Source organism: Bacillus sp. FSL K6-1106 (genome assembly GCF_038005245.1).
GTDB classification, from domain to species: domain Bacteria; phylum Bacillota; class Bacilli; order Bacillales; family Bacillaceae; genus Bacillus; species Bacillus altitudinis.
The window spans coordinates 413461-434618 of sequence record NZ_JBBOSV010000002.1 but is presented as its reverse complement, the minus strand read 5'-3'; the positions used below and the strand labels follow the sequence as shown (position 1 = coordinate 434618).

Below are 21158 nucleotides of genomic sequence, written 5' to 3'. Positions count from 1 at the left end.
CGCCACGTATTGTCATTGGAGGAATAGCTTCAATTGTTCCACAGCTCTTTGGACAGCGGAGTCCTCACACGTTTCTAAATTTGTCAGCATCCCTTGAATGACCGGCTTGCGAGGCTCAGCTTTGGCCAATTCTTCTTCAATAACTTCAATGGATACAAGGGTATCATCCGAAAGCAGATGCTCAGATTTTAACAATCGAAGCTCTTCTTGAAGAGTAGCGGCATTTGGCGCTTCATCATCCCAAATGTTTTGCTTCAGAATCGGCTTCGCATGAGAACGGAGAAGCCCATGCACCAAATCATCAAATCGGTCGAGAATAAAGGATGAGAGCTCATCACATGATAATTGCATCTGATCTTGCAAAAGCAGTACCTGCACATAAGATTGGATGATTCCTTGAATCATGACTGACAGGTCAGTTATATATGGTTCGATCTCCTGTCCATACGTGGTCAAAATAGAAATTTGGATTTCATCATTCATCTGTTTTTTAACCGTTTTGGAATACTTTTTAATTTGCTGGTTTTCCGGAATAATGTTCTCGCTGAGGATCAAAATGATAAAATCCTTGTTCTCAGCAAAGTGCTGGAACTGTTCAGCGATTTGTTTCTGAAAGATATCTCTAGGCGCAAGATGTTGATTTTCTTTTCGAATCTTTTCAATACTTTGCATAGACGTGTCGATATAATATTCAAACGCTCTGTTGAAAAGCTGTTCTTTTGATTTGAAATGCAAATAAAATGCACCTTTAGAAATTCCGCATTCATCTGCAATTTCCTGAATGGTCGTAGAAGAAAAACCTTTTTTCGCAAACAACTGAATGCTTGCTTTAATGATCTTTTCTTTTTTTTCGTTCATGAAATAAGGCCCCTTCAGCTTTAGAATGTTACGTCAAACGCAAGTGAAATGGTTGACGGCATTGTATATCACCGTTTATTATGATATAGAATGACCAGTCAGTCAATACATAAAGGAAAATGGAGGACATAATGAATTCGATCATCAATTTTGTATTAAAGAACAAGTTCGCTGTATGGCTCATGACGATTATCGTAACAGTTGCTGGTCTATATGCCGGATTGAATATGAAACAAGAATCAATCCCGAATATCAACACTCCAGTCATTACGGTTTCTACAACGTATCCTGGCGCAACGCCGGACGAAGTATCAGATAAGGTGACAGATCCAATTGAGAAGTCGATACAAAATCTCAATGGGGTGAATGTGGTCACTTCTAATTCTTTTGAAAATGCCTCATCGATTCAAATCGAGTACGATTACAATAAAGATATGGATGAAGCAAAGAAGGAAATTGAAGATGCCATTAGCAATATCAATTTCCCAGAAAATGCAGAAAAACCAAAAATCGCACGCTTTAGCATCAACGCGATTCCAATCTTAGCTCTTAGTGTTTCTGGTGACAAAGAATCTTTACAAGACCTGACACAAAAAGTGGAAAATGATCTTATTCCTTCTCTTCAAGGCTTAGATGGTGTCTCTTCTGTCGAAGCTTCTGGACAACAAATCAAAGAAGTAGAATTTTCTTTTAAACAAAAGAAATTAAAGGAATATGGTTTAGATGAAGAAACTGTCCAAAACATGATCAAAGGCTCTGATGTCAATGTACCTTTAGGGTTATACACATTTGGCAACAAGCAAAAATCAGTCGTAGTGGATGGCAATATTTTAAGTGTTAAAGATTTGAAAAACATGCGAATTCCTGTTACACCAAGTGCAAGCGGCGGTGCGGGAAGCGCAGGAGCTGGAGCGCCTTCTAGCGGCTCAGGAAATGCAGGAGCTCAAGGTGCTGATCAACAGGCTGGAAGTGCAAGTCAGCAGCAGGCAGCAGCTCAGCAACAAACTGGTGCAGGTGCAGCAAGCGGTCAATCGGTAGAGCTGCCGACGATCAAACTTTCTGAGATTGCAGATATTAAAGTCGTGAAAGATGCAGAATCGATTTCTAGAACGAACGGAAAAGACAGTATCGGTCTGCAAATTGTCAAAGGCTCTGATGCCAACACAGTGAGTGTAGCAGAAGCAGTCACAAAAGAACTTGAAACATTCAAAAAAGACAATAAAGGAATCAAAGTCAGCACGACATATGATCAAGCAGAGCCGATTAAAGAATCCGTCAGCACAATGCTGAACAAGGCGATCATCGGAGCAATCTTTGCGATCATTATCATCATGTTGTTCCTTCGAGATATTAAATCAACATTAATTTCGGTCATCTCTATTCCGTTATCCCTGTTGATTGCTGTTTTATTATTAAATCAGCTAGATATCACATTAAATATCATGACACTTGGTGCCATGACAGTCGCCATTGGACGTGTTGTCGATGACTCGATTGTCGTCATAGAAAACATCTATCGACGAATGGCGTTAAAAGATGAACCGTTAAAAGGCAAAGCACTCGTTAGAGAAGCCACAAAAGAAATGTTTATTCCGATTATGTCTTCGACGATTGTCACAATTGCGGTATTCTTGCCATTAGCGCTAGTGGGTGGAATGATTGGTGAACTATTCATCCCATTTGCATTAACCATTGTGTTTGCTCTAATGGCTTCACTACTTGTCGCCATTACAATCGTTCCAATGATGGCTCACAGCCTATTTAAAAAGAACCTGTACGGAAAAGCGAAAAAGGTAAAAGAACACAAACCAAGCAAACTTGCTGGTGGTTATAGACGTGTACTCAATTGGACATTGAACCATAAATGGATCACGTCAGGAATTGCGATTCTGATGCTGGTCGGAAGCTTATTCCTCGCACCACTTGTCGGTGTCAGTTTCTTACCACAGGAAGCAGAAAAAACGGCAATGGTGACATACACGCCAGAGCCTGGACAAACGAGAGAACAAGCCATTGCTGAAACGAAAAAGGCAGAAGATTACTTAATGAAACGGGATCATGTCAATACAGTTCAATATTCATTAGGCTCTTCAAATGCACTGACAGCAAGTGTTGGTGGAAACTCTAACGGTGCATTATTCTTCGTACAATACGACGAGGACACACCGAACTTTGATAAAGAAAAAGATCGTGTGGTTAAAGCCCTTCAAGACAAAACGTCTAAAGGGGAATGGAAATCACAAGACTTCTCATCTGCTGGCGCAAGCAATACAGTAACGTACTATGTGTACGGTGACAAAGCAAGTGATATTGAAGGCACAGTCAAAGATGTCGAGAACATTTTAAAAGATGAGAAGAACTTGAAAAACGTCAGCACAAGCTTATCTGAGAAGTATGACGAATATACGTTTAATGCAGATCAAGAAAAACTGGCGAAACTAGGCTTGACCGCTTCACAAATCGCACAGGCGATCGCTCCTCAAAGTAATGAAACAACGTTGACGAAAGTAACAGAGGACGGCAAAGAACTAGATGTGAAGCTTCAAACGGAAAAAGATGAATACAAGAGTAAAAAAGATCTAGAGAATAAAAAGATCACAACACCAACAGGACAACAAGTCCGAATTGGCGATGTGGTGAAAGTGAAAGTTGGCACAACAGCAAACACTGTGACAAAGCGTGATGGGAAGATTTACGCTGAAGTATCTGGTGACATGACAACAGACGACGTATCAAGTGTGACACAAGATGTCCAGAAGAAAGTTGACAAGCTTGATTTAAAATCTGGCGTTACGATTGATACAGGCGGTGTAAGTGCGGATATTGAGGAATCCTTTACACAGCTAGGACTCGCAATGCTTGCAGCGATTGCTATTGTATACCTCGTTCTCGTCATTACATTTGGCGGAGGTCTTGCACCATTTGCGATTCTGTTCTCACTTCCATTTACGATTATTGGTGCACTCGTTGGATTGTTTGTAGCGAAAGAAACCATCAGTTTAAATGCCATGATTGGATTGCTGATGCTGATCGGAATCGTTGTAACAAATGCCATTGTCTTGATTGACCGAGTGATTCATAAAGAAAAAGAAGGACTTTCAACAAGAGAAGCCTTACTTGAAGCAGGTACAACAAGATTACGCCCAATCTTAATGACGGCACTTGCGACAATTGGTGCATTGCTGCCACTCGCATTAGGTTTTGAAGGCGGAAGTCAGATCGTATCAAAAGGACTTGGCGTCACCGTTATTGGCGGTTTAACAAGTTCTACACTTCTCACATTGGTCATCGTGCCAATCGTGTATGAAATCTTAAGCAAGTTTAGACGTAAGAAAAAGTACGCTGAAGAAGAGTAAGAGGAAGCCCCGCTAATGAGTGGGGCTTCCAGCGTTTAGACAAACCCTCGCATTCTTTGTCAGTCCTGCGTGCCGGTGCTCACGAATGTCAAATTCGCTCCGCGCCGGTACTCGTCCTTCCTAGAATGCAAAGGTTTTCTATCACGCTGAAAAGAAGACACAGGGCTAAAATCAAGTTCATTTTAGCCCTGTGTCAACAATTTGAGCCCCGCTTATTAGCGGGGCTTTTTTATGATGAAATCTGACAAACCGCTTTTCTCATAAGCTCTTCAAAGGCTTGGAAAAAGGCATCCCGATCAACGTGGTCAATGACATGAATCGTCTTTCCATCTGGATGTTCTTCAGTACGTCCTTGTCTTGGCGATTCGGTATAAACAATTGCATTCATTTCTTTTGAACGGGTAAATGAGGTGGAGGAAAGAGTGATCGTTGTCAGCACATCCCATAAGTAGTAAGTCGAGTTCGTTTCGTGATGAATGAGAGGCGGACAAAAGGCATAACATTGTCCAATAAAGTCAATCCCGATGTGAGAGCGAAGGGAAGCCCATCGTTGACGGACATCGAGTGTGAGCGGGACTTGATTCGTGCTTTCAAGTGCGACCATTTCAATTGGAAAACGCTCTTGAAATACGGTGCTCAAAGCATAAGGGTCCCAAAAAGCATTCCATTCTGCTGTTCCATCATGCTCGGGTTCTTCGACATTGCCTTTTTCAAGGAATGTGCCGCCCATCCATACCAGTTTCTCAATTTTATTTGAGATGGAAGGATCTTCTTCTAAGGCGCGTGCAAGGTCTGTGAGCGGGCCTGTAAAGAGCAGCGTAACAGGTTCGGTTGACTTTTTCACCGTTTCAATCAGGTGAAGATGTGCAGGAAGCTTAGATACTTTTGTATCAATAGCGCCTTTTTCATTTAAAATCGGCAGGGCATCTACATAAAAAGCATGCATGCGCCATTCCTTTGGAAATGGATTCACACCTCTAGAATTGGAAGCGGCTACTTCAATCTCATATGGGCTAAATCGATCAATAATTTTCTGAGAGGCGCTCAGCGCAGGCTCTAAATAACAATCAGCAGGAATCACAGACGTCCCGATCACTTTCAGGTGTTCCATTTGAAGAAGCAGAAATAAGGACACGAGATCATCAACACCGCCGTCATGGTTGAAATAGACAGGCTTTTTCATGGCATACCATCCTTTTCATCGTTTTCTTTTATCTTATCAGAATGCTGATCTGCTGAGGGAAACGTACCGTGAGATTTCAAATATTAGGGGGGTGTTCTGTTGCCATTTTCAAATCTCATAGTATAATTAAAGGTTGTTAGTGGTGAAAATAGATTGCATAATGATAATAGGATGATGATGAATGAAACGTGCTCGAATTATATACAATCCGACATCTGGACGTGAACTCTTTAAGAAGAATTTACCGCAGGTTTTGCAAAAATTTGAACAGGCTGGCTATGAAACATCTTGTCATGCGACGACATGTGCAGGAGATGCAACACAAGCAGCCGAAAAAGCCGCACAGAGAGATTTTGATTTAATTGTAGCAGCTGGTGGAGACGGCACGATTAATGAAGTCGTCAATGGATTAGCACCGCTTGAAAAAAGACCAAAATTAGGAATCATTCCAGTTGGAACGACCAATGACTTCGCAAGAGCACTTGGCATTCCAAGAGAAGATATTTTAAAAGCGACAGATGCCATCATTGATGGTGTAGCAAAGCCGCTTGATATTGGTAAAGTGAATGGACAGTATTTCATTAATATTGCGGGAGGCGGCCGATTAACAGAGCTGACCTATGAAGTGCCTAGTAAGCTGAAAACCATGCTAGGACAACTTGCGTATTATTTGAAAGGCATGGAGATGCTTCCTTCCATTCGCCCGACAGAAGTCGAAATTGAATATGACGGCAAATTGTTTCATGGAGAAATCATGCTGTTTCTTGTTTCACTAACAAACTCAGTAGGCGGCTTTGAAAAGCTCGCACCAGATTCCATTCTAGATGATGGGATGTTTGACCTGATCATTCTAAAGAAGGTCAATCTAGCAGAAGCCATTCGAGTGGTCAGCCTTGCACTCAGAGGCGAGCATATTCATGATAACAATGTCATCTACGCAAAAGCGAATCGCGTGAAGGTAGATGTAAAAGATAAAATGCAATTGAATTTAGATGGTGAATACGGCGGCATGCTGCCAGGTGAATTTGAAAACCTGTATCGCCATATTGAATTTATTGTGCCAAAAGCAACAGCTGAAAAAATAGGGTGAAGACTAAACTTGGTTCCTTATGGCGACCAAGTTTTTCTTTGCAAATGAGGTGATAAAATTGGTGAAAATGAAACCGCCTGTTCAAAAAAATGAATACTATAATGTAACCTTCGAAGATTTAACGCACGAAGGTGCAGGAGTAGCGAAAATTGAGGGTTTCCCTGTGTTTGTACCGAATGCCCTTCCTGACGAACAAGGGAAAATCAAAGTCACACGTGTCAAAAAAGGATTTGCTTTTGGACGACTCATGGAGCTGACAAAGGAAAGTCAGCACAGGCAAGATGCGCCATGTCCTATCTATAAGCAGTGCGGAGGCTGTCAAATTCAGCACATGAGCTATGAAGGCCAGCTGCTTTTTAAACAGAAACAAGTAAAGGACGTATTGGAGCGGATCGGCAAGCTTGATATGAGCCGTGTAAAAGTTCATCCTGTACTCGGCATGGAAGACCCTTGGAATTACAGAAACAAAGCACAAGTACCAGTTGGCGAACGGGAAGGCGGACTTGTTGCAGGATTTTATCAGCAGCGTACCCATGAAATCATTGATATGGAAAAATGCTTGATCCAGCAATCAGAAAATGACGAAGTGGTACAGGCAGTAAAAGACATCTGCAATGCGTTTGGCATCAAAGCATATAACGAAGAGCGTCATAAAGGCTGGCTGCGTCATGTCATGGTTCGCTACGGCATGGCAACAGGTGAAATGATGGTTGTGTTTGTCACAAGAACGGCTGATTTTCCGCAAAAGCAACAGGTGATTGAGCAGATTATAGCACGCTTCCCACATGTTCGGTCAATTGTGCAAAACGTGAATTCAAAGAAGACAAATGTCATTTTCGGAGACGAAACGACCGTTTTATGGGGAGAAGAATACATTTATGACACGATTGGCGACATCAAATTTGCCATTTCAGCCCGCTCGTTTTATCAAGTGAATCCAGCTCAAACAAAGGTGCTTTACGACAAAGCGCTTGAATATGCAGAGCTGCAAGGAGAAGAAACCGTGATTGATGCATACTGCGGAATCGGTACAATTTCCTTATTTCTCGCACAAAAAGCAGGCAGAGTCTATGGCGTAGAAATTGTGCCAGAAGCGATTGAAGATGCAAAACGCAACGCTGACTTAAACGGAATCAACAACGTTGAATTCGCAGTCGGCGAAGCAGAAACCGTCATCCCAAACTGGTACAAAGAAGGCATCAAAGCAGACACGCTAGTTGTCGATCCGCCTAGAAAAGGCTGTGACGAAGCACTGCTTGATACGATTTTAAAGATGAAGCCAAACCGTGTTGTTTACGTCTCCTGTAACCCAGGGACGCTTGCTCGTGATTTGCGTATTCTTGAAGATGGCGGGTATGTGACGGAGGAAGTGCAGCCGGTGGATATGTTTCCGCATACGAGTCATGTTGAATGCGTTGCTAGTCTTGTGATTCAACAGTCATAATGTATTGAAGCATCCCGATTTCGTGATATAACACCGATATCGGGATATTTTTATTTTGGCTGCTCTTCACTTGAATACAAAACGGTAATTATAGGTCGAAAATTAATTTTTACCCCCTATTTGGTTTTGAAATGTCCTTTTTTGCAATTTTGCCTAGTTCATATTAAAGTATATAATGATAAAAATTGCTGAAAGAATTTACAGAAGGACATGCCCTATAAGGCGCTATGTCATGAGAGGAATTGGATGAAAGATGAGTAAAAATTTCTGGCGTGATTTACCACGGCCATTTTTTATATTAGCACCAATGGAAGAAGTGACAGATGTTGTGTTTCGTCATGTTGTGAGTGAGGCGGCGAGACCGGATGTGTTTTTTACAGAGTTTACGAACAGTGAGAGCTACTGCCACCCTGATGGCATTCAAAGTGTGAAAGGCCGTTTAACGTTTACAGAGGATGAGCAGCCGATTGTTGCTCATATTTGGGGAGATAAGCCTGAGAACTTCAGACAAATGAGTATTGGAATGGCGGAGTTAGGATTTCAGGGGCTCGATATTAATATGGGCTGTCCTGTCCCAAATGTCACGCAAAACGGGAAGGGTAGTGGATTGATTCTTCGCCCAGACGTTGCGGCAGAGCTGATTCAAGCGGCAAAAGCAGGGGGATTACCTGTTAGTGTGAAAACAAGACTAGGGTTTACAGAGGTCGATGAATGGCGTGGCTGGCTCAGACACATTTTGGAGCAAGACATTGTGAATTTATCGATTCACCTTCGCACAAGAAAGGAAATGAGCCAGGTGGATGCGCATTGGGAGCTCATTCCTGAGATTAAGAAATTGCGTGATAAAGTAGCCCCTGATACGCTTTTGACAATCAATGGTGATATTCCTGACCGTCAAACTGGCTTAAAGCTTGCTGAACAGTATGGAGTGGACGGTGTGATGATTGGGCGTGGGATTTTCCATAACCCATTTGCTTTTGAAAAAGAGCCGAAAGAGCATACGAGTGACGAACTGTTAGGTCTTTTAAGATTACATCTTGATCTTCATGATCAATATTCTTCATTAGGTTTGCGTCCATTTAAGGCACTGCATCGTTTCTTTAAGATTTATGTAAAAGGATTCAGAGGAGCGAGCTTCCTAAGAAACCAATTAATGAACACATCATCAACAGATGAAGTGCGTGCAATGCTAGATGAATTTGAAGCGAGAAATCAAGAACAATCATGATGAAAAAGAGGAGGGGAAGCAAGCCCTTCTCTTTTTTCTGTATTAATATAATTTAAATAGTGATAAAAATCCTTAATTTGTATTTAAAACCATTAATGTCCAAAGTGAGCCTCCGATATAATTATTGGAGGTGTTAGTATGTTCAAGTTTAAAAGAGGTGTTAAGCTTCCATGGAGAAGAGTAAAACAAATGTTAATTCCGTCTAAAAATTTATCTATTTTCCATGGACAACTGTGTATCTATTTGTTCTTGATAACTATAGTCGGGCTTATGATTAATCAGTCTCTATATGAATACAGTCTGTTTTTCTTTAGTAGTATTTTATCTATATCTTTTGCACATTGGAGTTTTTCTTATTTAAGTTTTCTAAAATTCAAAAAAGATCCTTTATACTTTAAAGTGGTTAAACAAAAGGACTATCCCCACCAATATTTGAGATTAATGATGTGTTGGATAGAATTGATGAAATTGAAGCTTCTGTTTTGAAATGGGCTAAAGAAAATGATGATCAGAACACTTTAGCAAAATTAAAAACACTCAATCTATATCACAGAGTGAGTTCGGGAAGAAAGGACTTAGATTTTTTATATCATTCACTAATAGTAGTTATTTTAGGAGTAATAACGTCAGTAATTTTTAATTCTAATATTATGACTAATTATAAAGAACACATAATTGAGCGATACTCCTTAGTCAACGAGTATGTGATTTACTATACGAATGCTGGGATTATATTTTATTTTGTAGTAACTGTAGCCCTCTTTTTCTTGAAAGAAAAACATCTGATGAACAGGAAGACTGAATTATATGAAAATATATTAGATAAAGTAATTAGTAAACTTGATGATAAACAAAGTAAATGAAATTCTGAGAAATCTCATATTGATGTTTATATTAATGTGAATTTAACCCCCCTGTTGTTAGCAGGGGGGCAAACTATTACTCCGCACTCTCCTCAACATCACGGCTATCCTCTGTTTCACCAATATAAATAGGACCGTTTGCATGGTCGATTCGGATGGGCCATTCGTATGGGACTTGCAGGCGTCGGGCGATGGCTCTCCAAAATTTTGCAGAATCAAATTCTAGTTCTTGAAAGTCTTTAAGCAATTCTTTATAAGAAGATCCATCAAATTGAATGTACGAGTCTTGCAGACGCATAAAGGCATAATGTCTCACTTCTAATGCTGCTGCAGCTTCCATTTCTTCTTCTGTTGCTTCGCCAATGATTGTTCCTGCGGGTGGAAGCATGTCGTATACGTTAAATTCCTCTTCTTCTTCGTGTGCTGCATTGTGCTGTTGATCTGACATTTTTTTCACTCCTTCTAGTCTTCATCAAGCTTTTATTCGTGCTTACTTCTATTATCGGAAGGAAATGCGAAATGTGGAACGAAAAAAGAAGCAGATCCACAATACTTGCTTTTTCTTCTTGAATCTTTTATGATCAATTACAGATATAAAAGGTCTACAATAGATAGAAAGGAATGTTTCTATGAAATATTCTAAAGCGACCAACTATGCGCTGCATACGATGGTCTTTTTAACCCTTGCACCAAAGGGGAAAGCAATAGGTGTTGAGCCTCTCGCCAAGATGCAAGATCTTTCACCTACCTATTTATCTAAAATTTTAACAAAGCTTGTGAAGGCGGGATTGATTGAATCAACACCTGGCGCAAAAGGTGGTTACACCATTCTGAAAAAGAAGGAGGACATTTCGTTTCTAGACGTCATTCAGGCGGTAGAAGGACAAACCAATTTATTTCGTTGTTCCTTAGCACATGATTCTTTCATGCCTCACGATGGCTGTTTGATTGAACAAGTCATGCAAGATGTTGAAACGAAAATGCAGGAGACGTTAAGTCAAAAGCGGTTAGTTGATATTGCAAGCCAAATAGAGCAGACAGAAAAAAATCCATTTTTCAATATGTGATTTTTTTGAGCAAATTATAGATATTAAGAGTCTTTAAAGTCTTTGATAAAAAGGGGAGATTTATATGTTATTAGATTGTGCCATTATTGGAGGCGGGCCATCCGGATTAAATGCAGCTCTTGTTGTGGGGCGGGGCAGAAAACAGGTCATGGTATTCGATGATGAGATGCCAAGAAATCGTGTGACTCAGGAATCTCATGGATTTATTACAAACGATGGGATGACACCGTTTGAGATCAGACAAGCGGGAGAAGCGGATCTTCAAAACTACCCCAATATCCAAATCAAACGAAGCAGAATTGTGGAGATACAAAATCATGAGGATAACTTCGCGTTACTGACACAAGAAGGAGAAAGATTCGAAGCGAAAAAAATCATTTTGGCCACAGGACTTCAGGACATATTACCAAAGATCAACGGGATTCATGATGTGTATGGAAAGACGTTGTTTAGCTGTCCTTTCTGCGATGGCTGGGAGCTGAAGGACAAGCCACTTGCCCTGATTGCAGAGAACCAGCGCGCTTTGCATATGGCGAAACTTCTTTCCAATTGGACAAAGGATTTGATTGTGTTTACAAATGGACAGCAAGTGTTAGCTGAAGAGGAGAAAGCACTGCTATCAGCACATTCTATTCAAGTTATTGATGTGCCAATTGTAGCGATCCATCATGACAATGGTCAGCTACGCTCTCTTCAGCTTGTAAATGGAGAGATAGTGATAAGAGAAGGCGGATTTGTCGCAAGTGATTTCAAGCAGTCAACCCCTTTTGCTGAAAAACTAGGCTGTCAAATGACGAAAAATGGGGGCATTGAAACAGATATTCTTGGGCGTACAACCGTCAGCGGTATTTTTGCATGTGGTGATAATTTAGGCGGGCCTGCTCAGCTTGTTCTTGCAGCAGCAGCCGGAAGTCAGGCAGGAATGGGCGTGATTCATGAACTTGTGCAGGAAGAGTTTCAACAAAAAACATCTCTGTAAAAAGAGATGTTCAGCGATGAGCGATTTTCCGTTTTGCTAAGACGTGAGCAGTCCATTCAAAAAGTGCGTAGATGACAAAGAAGATTAGGATCCAGCTGCTGACATCGACCCATACATTGTTGATATGAATGATGTTCGCCTGATCAAGTCCAGTCTGTATCCACATCGTGATCAATGCGGTGAGGAATACCTGTAAAAACCATTTTTTCAATTGGTCACACCTCCATCTCTTTCTATCATATAAGAAATGACAGTTTATTTCCAATTGAATTTCCATCAGTTTCAACGGTAAAATGAGAAATAAAACCAATGGAAGGACATGAGATGAGCGATCAAACCAATCGTTTTTTAAAAAGTCATTTTCCTGAACTTGTCCTCGCGCCGCCTCTTTTTTATAAGTGGCCTTTTGGTCTTCGCTTTGAAGTGGCAGATTGGTCATTAGGAGAAGAATCGGTTGTATTAGAAAAAGCAGGCGATCGGGCTTTAAAAATTGTCAGATATGCTTTTGATCCAGAAGACGATATTCTACTTGTCACGGATGTCTATACGCAGCATGAACATGAATTAACGAAGCAAAAGCTCCTTGTTTATCAAAAATATGCCGACCGACAAGTGCGTCACCGATTGCGTCACGAGCGTTTGACCTATGTACAACCAAAACAAGAAGAAACAATGAAAAGAGAGAGATTTACACTCAAGTGTCAGTTGCAAGATATTCGATTGCGCCCGCTATTACAAGCCATCTGCCAAGAGGATTTCTACAAACCGAATCAAATCTTGAAAGGAAAGCTTGGTTATGACATTTATCTCATCAATCTCTCAAAACAGATGATTTTCCACTTATATGATGATCGAGGTTGTGATCTTATTGCGGCAGATCCAGAACGTCTGCGTCCAGTTTATGAAGGTTTACAGCACTGGTTCTTAGACTATGACCGTGCTCAGATGGATCAGTTGTTTGCCGGGAAATAAGAAAAACCGCACTTTTCACAAGTGCGGTTCTGTTTTATGCTTCTACTTTTTTGAAAAACTGTGGCAGATATTCTTTGTGTGCTTCTAGCATTTCATCTAGGATGCTTTTTGCAATGGCATCTGATGGGACGAGCGGATTGATGGTCATGGCGACAAGTGCTGTGTTGTAGTCGCCTGTCACGGCTGCTTCAGCGGCTACACGTTCAAAGGATTTAATTTGAGAAATAAGTCCTTTGACAGCGACCGGCATTTCACCAACAGCGATTGGTTTTGGGCCGTCTTTTGTGATGACACAGTTCAGTTCAACGGCAGAATCATTTGGAATGTCACTGATGGCGCCATTGTTGATTGTGTTTACAGGCTGAATGTCATGCTTGTCGTTATAAATGGATGCGATCAAGTTACATGCTGCATCACTGTAGTAAGCACCGCCTCGTTTTTCAAGCTGTGGTGGCTTAATATCAAGATCAGGATCTTTGTAAAGCTCGAACAGGTCATTTTCTAGTGCACGGACGACTTCTGCACGAGTTCCTTCATTCTCTGCTGCTTTCTTTTCTTCAGCCAGCATATCACTTGTTTTGTAGTAGTAGCGGTGATATGGACAAGGGATCACGCCAAGCCCTTTTAAGAAATCTGCATCCCACGGAATCGCTTGAATGTTGTTCATCGACATGGTCGAGTTTGGATCTGCCATGTCTTCGATCACTTGATCCATGATGCTTTTGCCGTCTAAGAACACGTTCAGTCCAAAGACCATATGGTTTAATCCAGCAAAGCTGACTTCGACTCTGCTTGCGTCGACATCAAGTCCTTTGGCGATGCCCATGCGAATGCCGATTGGTACGTTACATAGTCCAACGACTTTGCGATGGTTTGAATAGCGAAGTACGGCTTCTGTGACCATACCAGCTGGATTTGTGAAATTCACAAGCCAAGCATCCGGGCATAATTCTTCAATATCTTTCACAATCTCAAGAATGACAGGGATGGTACGCAGACCCTTGAATAGACCGCCTGGACCGTTTGTTTCTTGACCAATGACATCATATTTTAAAGGAATGCGTTCATCCTTCATACGTGCTTCCAGTAATCCGACGCGGAATTGTGTTGTGACGAAATCAGCGTCTACCAGTGCTTTCCGGCGATCTAAAGTTAAATGAACCTCGATTGGAAGCCCTGCTTTTTTCACCATGCGTTTTGCAAGATTTCCGACGATTTCAAGCTTTTCTTTACCTGCTTCGATATCGACGAGCCAAAGTTCGCTTATTGGAAATTCCTCGTACCGTTTAATGAATCCTTCGACAAGTTCTGGTGTATAGCTTGATCCTCCGCCGATTGTGACAACCTTTAATCCTTTTGCCATGTTCTGCACCTCCGAATAATGTAACGCACAATGTTATAATAGAGTGAATCAATCTTTTATCATTTGTTTGTACATCTATAGCTTATCGTGAGAGTACCTTGTGCGTAAACGGTTTCAGCGTCTTTAGGCAAGGGTGCCTTATTTAGAGATTTGTTACATAAAAGAAACGTGTTGTGTCATGTTGTTGGAGAAAGGGGAAGTCAGATGTTTTCAAGTGAGGTCATTTCCAGCTTTAATGAACTAGAAAGCGCTTTATACCGATACATTATGGAAAACAGTGAAAAAGTCGTCTATATGAGAATTCGTGATTTGGCAGATGCCGCACATATATCGACCTCATCTGTCCTTCGCTTTTGTCGAAAAGTGAATTGTGAAGGCTTTTCAGAATTTAAGGTGAAGCTCAAAATGTATTTAGAAGCAGAACAAACACCTTCTTTGAAAAGCACGCAGCATTTCCTGTATGAATTTATCGAACGGACACTTAAAGGAGATTTTGAGGAGAAGATTAAAGAGGCAGCGAAGCTCATTGCGGATGCAAAGAATGTGCTGTTTATTGGGACGGGCAGTTCTGGTATTTTGGCGCAGTATGGGGCAAGGTACTTTTCAAGTCTGGAGAAATTTTCGTTTTACATCAACGATCCGTTTTTCCCGATGAATATGCAGTATTTAGACAATAGTGTCACCATTGTGCTGTCGGTATCAGGAGAGAACAGTATTACGATTGATCATATTTCGAAACTTAAAAGAGAAGGCAGCACGATCATTAGTATTACAAACAATCAGCACTGTACAATTTCTCGTATTTCTGACTTAAATATTGCTTATTACGTTACAGACGAACGAGTCCATAGAGCCAACATTACTACACAGACACCCGTTGTGTATATCCTAGAAGCAATGGCGCGTGACATGTTTGCGATGTTAAAAGAAAAGTAAAAGAGCCGCTGCCTTAAACAGCCGCTCTTTTTTTCTGCATCATGAAAGTGGTGATGGCAATGCTTGAGCAGATGAGTACAAACAGTCCGCCTAACAAATACACAAATCTCGCTCCGAATGTATCCGCAATTAATCCAACAAAGAAAATAGATAAACTGACAGACATAGAAGAGAGAACGTATTGAGCCGAATACACCTTTGATAACTCATGGACTGGCGTTTCCGTTTGGAGGATGGTTTGCTGCGAAACATCCCGAATTTGATAGGCAGGCCCCATTAAAATACAAAGCAGCAATGCAAGCCATGGCAGGCTGTTTAGTGAAAATAGGATCGTCAGCACTGCATAAATAAAAGAGCCCGCTGCCATAAAGAGGAGAAGTTGTTTTTGAATAAACTGACTTAGCCATGCAGCCATGAGTCCGCCTATAATGGCACCTATATAATATGCGGCATTGATATATCCCCACCATTCCGCACCTTCATTTAAAACAAGTGTGACAAAGGCAAGCGTAACCGGTCCGACCCACAAAGCACCTGCAATATTTTCACTAACATCCATGAAAGTCAGGATGCGAACCGTTTTGTTTGTCCAAATGATCTTCCAGCCATCCTTGAACCCGTTCATCTTATTTTCTTTTTGAACCGTGTCTTCTTGCTTGAGTAGAGGAAAAACAGGGATGATCAATAGATAGGACAACACAATCATGAAACAAGAGGCCCACATTAAATAAAATGGACCAATCAACAGGACGAGCATTCCAGTAAACGAATAGCCGGCGATTTGAACAGATTGATAAAAAACGGAGGCTGTACTGTTCGCTTTCACAAGCTGATTTGCTGATACAAGCATCGGCATGATGGCCTGTAATAAAGGGCTGATGAACCCGCCTGTGATGGAAATCAATACGAACGCACTAAACAGCCAGATCAGGTGCTGCTGAAAGAAATCAAATTGGGTCGTGAATACGACGAGCATTCCAATACGTAAAAGAGGGACCCATTTCAATAGACGCTTGGCTTGAAAGAGTTCTGTCAAAACAGGAGAGAGGAGCCCAGCCAATAGCTGACATAGTGTTCTTATGAGCGGAAATACAGCCGCATAGGCGACAGATTGTGTATCTTGATAAATAACCAATGTGACTGTCATCAAAAATAGAATATCACTTAGCATGAGAAGGCTTTTACTGCCTGTATAAAACCAAAACTTATTTCCCATATCCAACCGACTCCTTTTCAAAAACAAGTTTAGTATAGCATGTTGGCGAAGTGTGCAGAGGTTTTCCATTGAAAAATACATCTTAAGGATGAGAGGATTGTGATAAGCTAAATGAAAGAACATCGTAAGGAAAGGGGTTCAATTCATTGAAAAAATTACCAGCGCATGACTTTTTGGACAAGCATGGCATCTCGTATGACATCAAAACATTTTCTGCCGAAACAGAGAAGGGCGCATCGAATGTAGCGGCTGCTCTTGGTTTTAGAGAAAGACAAATGATCAAAACATTGATCTTTGAAACAGGGGAAGGGGAGCAGCTGCTTGTAATGGTTGGTGCTGACCAGCACATCAAATCAGGGAAACTAAAGAAAGCCGCAGGCTCTCGCAATATCAAAATGGCTTCACCAGACACGGTGCTTGAAGTGACAGGCTATCGGATTGGCTCTATTCCGCCATTTTGCTGGCAGCCTGAAGGGTTCCGCACGATTATCGAAGCATCGCTATTAGAAGAAGAGATATTAGGCGTTGGAGCGGGAGAATGGGGAAATGAAATACTCATCACACCAGAACAATTAGTGATAGCCTCAAAAGCGGTCCCATTTGATCTTGTTCAGCCATCCGAATAGAAAAAGTGCCTGTTGCTGAAGCAGGCACTTTTTTAATTGGAGTCAGGTGCTATAAAGGGTCCGATGTCTTTCATTTGCAGAAAAGCATTCACCGTCCTATTTTCCTCAAGGTCATTCGCCCGTTTGCAGACCACAACAGGTCTGATAATGTCAATTCCTTCGATATACACGCGCCCAATCTCTCCACGTTCTAAGCTTCGCTGAACAGCGTCACGAGGAACAAGGGTGATGCCATAGCCAGCTTTGATCATTTGAATGGCTTCGTGGACACCACTGAATTGTAAATCAACGGTCGGTTTTTTAATTCCTTTAGCGGTAAAAAGGGAAAAAAGCTTGTCTCTCGTTGAACTGCCTTCTTCTCGCATTAAAAAAGGTTCATGGCTCAGTCGTTCTAGTGGGACGGTTGTTCCATTTAACGGGTGATCCACAGGCACGATAAAGTCATAACTTAAATCAGTCAAGTGAGAGGTGTGAAGATCTTCGTGGTGCAGATCCTCTATTACGGCGATCGCCACATCTGATTGATATTGAAGCAGGCTTTCGATCACTTGAGCGGAGTTTCCGCTTTTTAATTCAATGTCTGTCTGTGGCGATGATGTTTTAAAAGAGGCAAGCCAATCAGGCAGCAAAAAGTTAAGTGGTACATAGGTAGAAGCAATTCTGAGTCTTCCTTTTTTTCCGTTTTGCAGAAGGGTAATCTGATATTCTACTTCTTTTTCCGCCTCGAATACTTGCCGGGCATATGGATACAGGATCTTCCCCATCTCCGTCAGGGTAATCCCCCGGCCGTTTCGTTTGAAAAGACGAAAACCGATCTCTCGTTCAATGCTTCGTAATTGTGCCGTCACAGCCGGCTGCGTCAAAGACAGCACGTCTGCCGTTTGTGTGACACTTTTTGTTTCGGCTACCTTTGCAAAAATACGGAGGGCATGTAAATTCATCTTTGCACCGCCTATCAATTATTTTGATGATTCAATCAAAAACATTCATTAGATTTATTATAAGGTATCCCTTATCGTAAAGGTAGCGAAGGGGGAAGAAAAAATGGATCGTCGTCAAAAGCAAGTGGTGTCAATTGCGCTCATCACAGCATTTGCCCTTATTGGGGATTCAATGCTCTATATTGTTCTCCCGGTCTATTGGAAAGAGATTGGTTTATCATCCATTTGGGAGGTGGGGTTACTGCTGTCTATCAACCGATTCATTCGTATCCCGCTAGCACCTGTCGTATGGTGGCTTTATCGATATATCCCAATGAAGACCGGTGTACTGATCGCAATTTTGATCGCGTCAGTGACCACGATATTATATGGTATGAGTGGATTTTGGCTGCTATTGATTTGCCGCTGTGCATGGGGTCTCGCTTGGACGTTACTCCGTATGAGTGGGATGAGGGTCTTGGCTGAAATAGACGAAGGCTCACAAGGACATTTGACGGGTCTTTATAATGGGCTTTACCGGCTTGGCAGTTTATTTGGCATGTTATTTGGGGGAATCCTTGCCAGCTTGATCGGTTTTCAGTCCATGACGCTTGTCTTTGGCTTACTCACATTAATGGGCTGCATTTTTTATGTATCGTTGGATGAAATTGAAAAGAGAGAAGGCACGCAGGTGTATCATGGCATCAAACAGAAGTGGTTTACACGAGATGTGGTAAAAGTACTGATAACAGGCATGCTGATCGCACTGATCATCCAAGGTTTATTCGCATCCACGCTGAGTCATGTCATTGAAGCAAAGATTAACCAAGATGAATTGACTCTGTTTGGCTTTGTCATCGGAGCTTCGGCTTTAAGCGGTGTTATTCAAGCACTCAGGTGGGGATGGGAACCATTTCTCGCACCGAGAACGGGCAAATGGTTTGATCGTCTTGTGATGAAGGAACGAATGTTATGCTGGATGTTTCTTTCATTTGGAGGTCTCAGTTTTCTTGTGATCATGCTGAAGGTAAGCGGCTGGTTCCTATTGATGCTGCTTTTGATGCAACTAATGGCAACAATTGTCACAACGTTCACCGATACACTTGCCTTTCAAAAAGCTTCTGCTCAAACAGATAAGAACCGCTTTCTCGCCAGCTATTCTTTTGTTCAAGATATGGGGGCTGCTTTAGGACCTTTGTGTGGGTATACGTTGATCCAGTTTTTCGGAACAAACAGCGTCTTTTGGCTGATGCTTATCATAAGTTTAATGCTCGTCAGCATGTGGATAAGAAGCGGGCAGCATGTTTCTTTTAGTGCAGTGTAAGAAATAAAGTGTTATATAAAAAACTGCCTCATGCAGCTGATCGCAGGAGGCAGTCATATTCTCTTATTCTAAGTCTGAATCATAGGCTTTTTGCGTGAGTTGGCTGACGACCTCTTTCAAGCCATTGGGTTTATGGAATTCAACAGGTGTGCTTCCTTTTTCAAATACAATTTGATCTGCTTCAACGAGCACGACATATCGATTGTTGACCTTTGCGATATGAATCGAGTGGCCGAAGTCGGCTAAAAGTCCTTTAATTTCTGTTTCGCCTAGACGCATCTTCATCGTGATATCAGGGGTTTGTTCAACAATGTGTGAAGCGGCTAGCGTGACCTGTTCTGTATCGAGTGTTTCCCGAATCTCCCGTTTTTCACTTGCTTCCCATATTTCAAGGTCCTCTTCAAATTGTTTTAATTCTTCACTTTCATCCTGAAATGTTTCAAATACATGTTCCTGCACCATATTCATGACCTGTGATTTCATGATTTCAGGCATCGATTCCCCGTATTCGACGAATTTTAGAAAGTCTTCAAAATAACGAGCGTGTGAGGATTGGTGAATTTTCACTTCGGCTTCCTCTGTCATGCCCTCTTCTGGCATAAACGGGTATTGAATCGATTTCATGTTTTTTGTTGTAATCGCCATTTCGACTTTTCGGATCAAGGTAGATGTATCAGCAATAGAAGCGACTTTCTGTTCAAAATCGCATTTCATGATAAAGACAAAAGAGTCATCGAAATACTTTTTAGGAACCGCAGATGCAACCAAAAACACGCCGCCTCTGACAGCACTTGTATCTAAATAAGTGCGAACAAATTGTTCACTGCATTCGTTAAATACTTCTTTTGTATCTGCAAATCTCGTCTGATGAAATAAATTGTAGTTTGGATTTGAATCGAGTTCATGCCCGGGTTCGACAATAAATCGGCCAATTTTAGTCGGTACTTGCTCAGACTTAGGGTGTCTGTCCACTTTTCGTTTGACGATTTTTTTAAGCTCACCGTCTAGAAAGTCTTTCAGCTCACTTTGTTCAAATTCCTCTTGGTCTAATGTTTGGTAATGTTTAAACCGTTTATTTGCTTGTTCCTCTTTGCCTTCTATTTAAACCACATAGAATGATAGAAAACGTATCGTAAAATCCACTGATTGGTCACCACTTTTTCTTCTTTGGATATGTTGAGTATAGAAAAAGGAGTGAAAATCGTCAACGAATGGAGAAATATCGTGTCATTATTTCCCGAGAAATGTTTATTCAAAAACGCTTGATAATAATTATCATTCTTGATAGAATGGTAAAAGAAAAGAAGGAACCTGCCAGTTCCTTCATCTCAGAAAATCATGTATTATTTTGTTTCAAATGTTTCGCAATCCGTTTCAGCATTGCGAGTCACGTCAGTCATTGTGCTTTTACCAATTTTAATGGTAGAAGCTGTACAGCTGTTGTCAGCCCAAAAACGGCAAGAGTTCACTTCACAAAGTACATTTTGTGCCATGGGAATTCACCTCCGTGATTCATATTAAGAATGAAGTAAGCTGCCACTTGAGTTCATTCAATCTAGTAGTCTCTTTATCGAAAGAGGCTGTTTGTGCTGTATATGCACATGTTTATCATACCATCTACCCTGAAAATATACAATTTAAACTTTGAAAGAGCGAGAATGCAAATCTCGCTCTTTTTTGTTTGTAAAAATAGTTAAATGCTAGGTGGCACCCTCTCTTATTCCGACATATGA

The 21158-nt window shown here is 41.3% G+C and carries 20 protein-coding genes; 11 read left to right on the top strand and 9 right to left on the bottom strand.

The window, feature by feature from the left end:
* Positions 1–12: 12 nt before the first annotated feature.
* A complete protein-coding gene (locus MHI20_RS16815; protein WP_039168537.1) occupies positions 13–858 on the bottom strand; it encodes a TetR/AcrR family transcriptional regulator in 846 nt (281 codons plus the stop codon).
* Positions 859–989: 131 nt separating this feature from the next.
* Between MHI20_RS16815 and MHI20_RS16810 the strand changes: the two genes are divergently transcribed.
* A complete protein-coding gene (locus MHI20_RS16810) occupies positions 990–4214 on the top strand; it encodes an efflux RND transporter permease subunit (RefSeq protein WP_340940002.1) in 3225 nt (1074 codons plus the stop codon).
* Between the two features lie 229 nt (positions 4215–4443).
* On the opposite strand, the gene MHI20_RS16805 is transcribed toward MHI20_RS16810, so the two are convergent.
* The gene (locus MHI20_RS16805; RefSeq protein WP_340940000.1) at positions 4444–5397 is read right to left on the bottom strand and encodes a nucleoside hydrolase; all 954 of its coding nucleotides are present in this window, start codon (positions 5395–5397) and stop codon (positions 4444–4446) included.
* Between the two features lie 181 nt (positions 5398–5578).
* Here MHI20_RS16805 and MHI20_RS16800 point away from each other — a divergent pair, with 181 nt between their 5' ends.
* From MHI20_RS16800 to MHI20_RS16785, 4 genes are all read left to right on the top strand, one after another.
* Entirely contained in the window at positions 5579–6487 is a 909-nt protein-coding gene (locus MHI20_RS16800; RefSeq protein ID WP_007496845.1) for a diacylglycerol kinase, read from the top strand.
* Between the two features lie 61 nt (positions 6488–6548).
* Positions 6549–7931 (top strand): 23S rRNA (uracil(1939)-C(5))-methyltransferase RlmD, encoded by a 1383-nt coding sequence (gene rlmD, locus MHI20_RS16795; protein ID WP_340939998.1) that lies wholly within the window; start codon positions 6549–6551, stop codon positions 7929–7931.
* 253 nt (positions 7932–8184) lie between these two features.
* On the top strand, positions 8185–9159 hold the full coding sequence (locus tag MHI20_RS16790) for a tRNA dihydrouridine synthase (RefSeq protein ID WP_340939996.1): 975 nt from the start codon (positions 8185–8187) through the stop codon (positions 9157–9159).
* A 449-nt stretch (positions 9160–9608) separates the two neighbouring features.
* Positions 9609–10022: a hypothetical protein gene (locus tag MHI20_RS16785; protein ID WP_340939993.1), complete on the top strand. Its 414-nt coding sequence runs from the start codon at positions 9609–9611 to the stop codon at positions 10020–10022.
* A gap of 76 nt (positions 10023–10098) precedes the next feature.
* Here the strand turns inward: MHI20_RS16785 and MHI20_RS16780 are convergent, their stop codons facing one another.
* Complete coding sequence (locus MHI20_RS16780; protein WP_007496834.1) at positions 10099–10470, bottom strand: hypothetical protein; 372 nt, start codon at positions 10468–10470, stop codon at positions 10099–10101.
* Positions 10471–10651: 181 nt separating this feature from the next.
* Between MHI20_RS16780 and MHI20_RS16775 the strand changes: the two genes are divergently transcribed.
* Positions 10652–11089 carry an Rrf2 family transcriptional regulator gene (locus tag MHI20_RS16775; RefSeq protein ID WP_061418284.1) on the top strand — a complete coding sequence of 146 codons (438 nt, stop codon included), beginning with the start codon at positions 10652–10654 and terminating at the stop codon, positions 11087–11089.
* A 64-nt stretch (positions 11090–11153) separates the two neighbouring features.
* A complete protein-coding gene (locus MHI20_RS16770) occupies positions 11154–12068 on the top strand; it encodes an NAD(P)/FAD-dependent oxidoreductase (RefSeq protein WP_340939987.1) in 915 nt (304 codons plus the stop codon).
* Positions 12069–12078: 10 nt separating this feature from the next.
* Here MHI20_RS16770 and MHI20_RS16765 read toward each other — a convergent pair whose 3' ends face one another.
* Positions 12079–12279 (bottom strand): hypothetical protein, encoded by a 201-nt coding sequence (locus tag MHI20_RS16765; protein WP_217967459.1) that lies wholly within the window; start codon positions 12277–12279, stop codon positions 12079–12081.
* Positions 12280–12392: 113 nt separating this feature from the next.
* Between MHI20_RS16765 and MHI20_RS16760 the strand changes: the two genes are divergently transcribed.
* Entirely contained in the window at positions 12393–13040 is a 648-nt protein-coding gene (locus MHI20_RS16760) for a DUF3885 domain-containing protein (RefSeq protein ID WP_324657807.1), read from the top strand.
* A gap of 34 nt (positions 13041–13074) precedes the next feature.
* Here the strand turns inward: MHI20_RS16760 and MHI20_RS16755 are convergent, their stop codons facing one another.
* The gene (locus tag MHI20_RS16755; protein ID WP_159145482.1) at positions 13075–14403 is read right to left on the bottom strand and encodes a 6-phospho-beta-glucosidase; all 1329 of its coding nucleotides are present in this window, start codon (positions 14401–14403) and stop codon (positions 13075–13077) included.
* Between the two features lie 204 nt (positions 14404–14607).
* Here MHI20_RS16755 and MHI20_RS16750 point away from each other — a divergent pair, with 204 nt between their 5' ends.
* Complete coding sequence (locus MHI20_RS16750; protein ID WP_017366780.1) at positions 14608–15339, top strand: MurR/RpiR family transcriptional regulator; 732 nt, start codon at positions 14608–14610, stop codon at positions 15337–15339.
* Positions 15340–15352: 13 nt separating this feature from the next.
* On the opposite strand, the gene MHI20_RS16745 is transcribed toward MHI20_RS16750, so the two are convergent.
* A complete protein-coding gene (locus MHI20_RS16745; RefSeq protein ID WP_025206889.1) occupies positions 15353–16555 on the bottom strand; it encodes an MFS transporter in 1203 nt (400 codons plus the stop codon).
* Between the two features lie 146 nt (positions 16556–16701).
* Here MHI20_RS16745 and MHI20_RS16740 point away from each other — a divergent pair, with 146 nt between their 5' ends.
* Positions 16702–17181 carry an aminoacyl-tRNA deacylase gene (locus MHI20_RS16740; RefSeq protein ID WP_324657808.1) on the top strand — a complete coding sequence of 160 codons (480 nt, stop codon included), beginning with the start codon at positions 16702–16704 and terminating at the stop codon, positions 17179–17181.
* Between the two features lie 32 nt (positions 17182–17213).
* Here the strand turns inward: MHI20_RS16740 and MHI20_RS16735 are convergent, their stop codons facing one another.
* A complete protein-coding gene (locus MHI20_RS16735; protein ID WP_058336478.1) occupies positions 17214–18122 on the bottom strand; it encodes a LysR family transcriptional regulator in 909 nt (302 codons plus the stop codon).
* A gap of 103 nt (positions 18123–18225) precedes the next feature.
* Here MHI20_RS16735 and MHI20_RS16730 point away from each other — a divergent pair, with 103 nt between their 5' ends.
* The gene (locus tag MHI20_RS16730; RefSeq protein WP_324657809.1) at positions 18226–19425 is read left to right on the top strand and encodes an MFS transporter; all 1200 of its coding nucleotides are present in this window, start codon (positions 18226–18228) and stop codon (positions 19423–19425) included.
* Positions 19426–19488: 63 nt separating this feature from the next.
* Here MHI20_RS16730 and MHI20_RS16725 read toward each other — a convergent pair whose 3' ends face one another.
* Both MHI20_RS16725 and MHI20_RS16720 read right to left on the bottom strand, forming a co-directional pair.
* Positions 19489–20526 carry a DUF3900 domain-containing protein gene (locus MHI20_RS16725; RefSeq protein WP_340940415.1) on the bottom strand — a complete coding sequence of 346 codons (1038 nt, stop codon included), beginning with the start codon at positions 20524–20526 and terminating at the stop codon, positions 19489–19491.
* Between the two features lie 242 nt (positions 20527–20768).
* A complete protein-coding gene (locus MHI20_RS16720) occupies positions 20769–20918 on the bottom strand; it encodes a DUF1540 domain-containing protein (RefSeq protein WP_008344201.1) in 150 nt (49 codons plus the stop codon).
* Positions 20919–21158 lie beyond the last annotated feature (240 nt).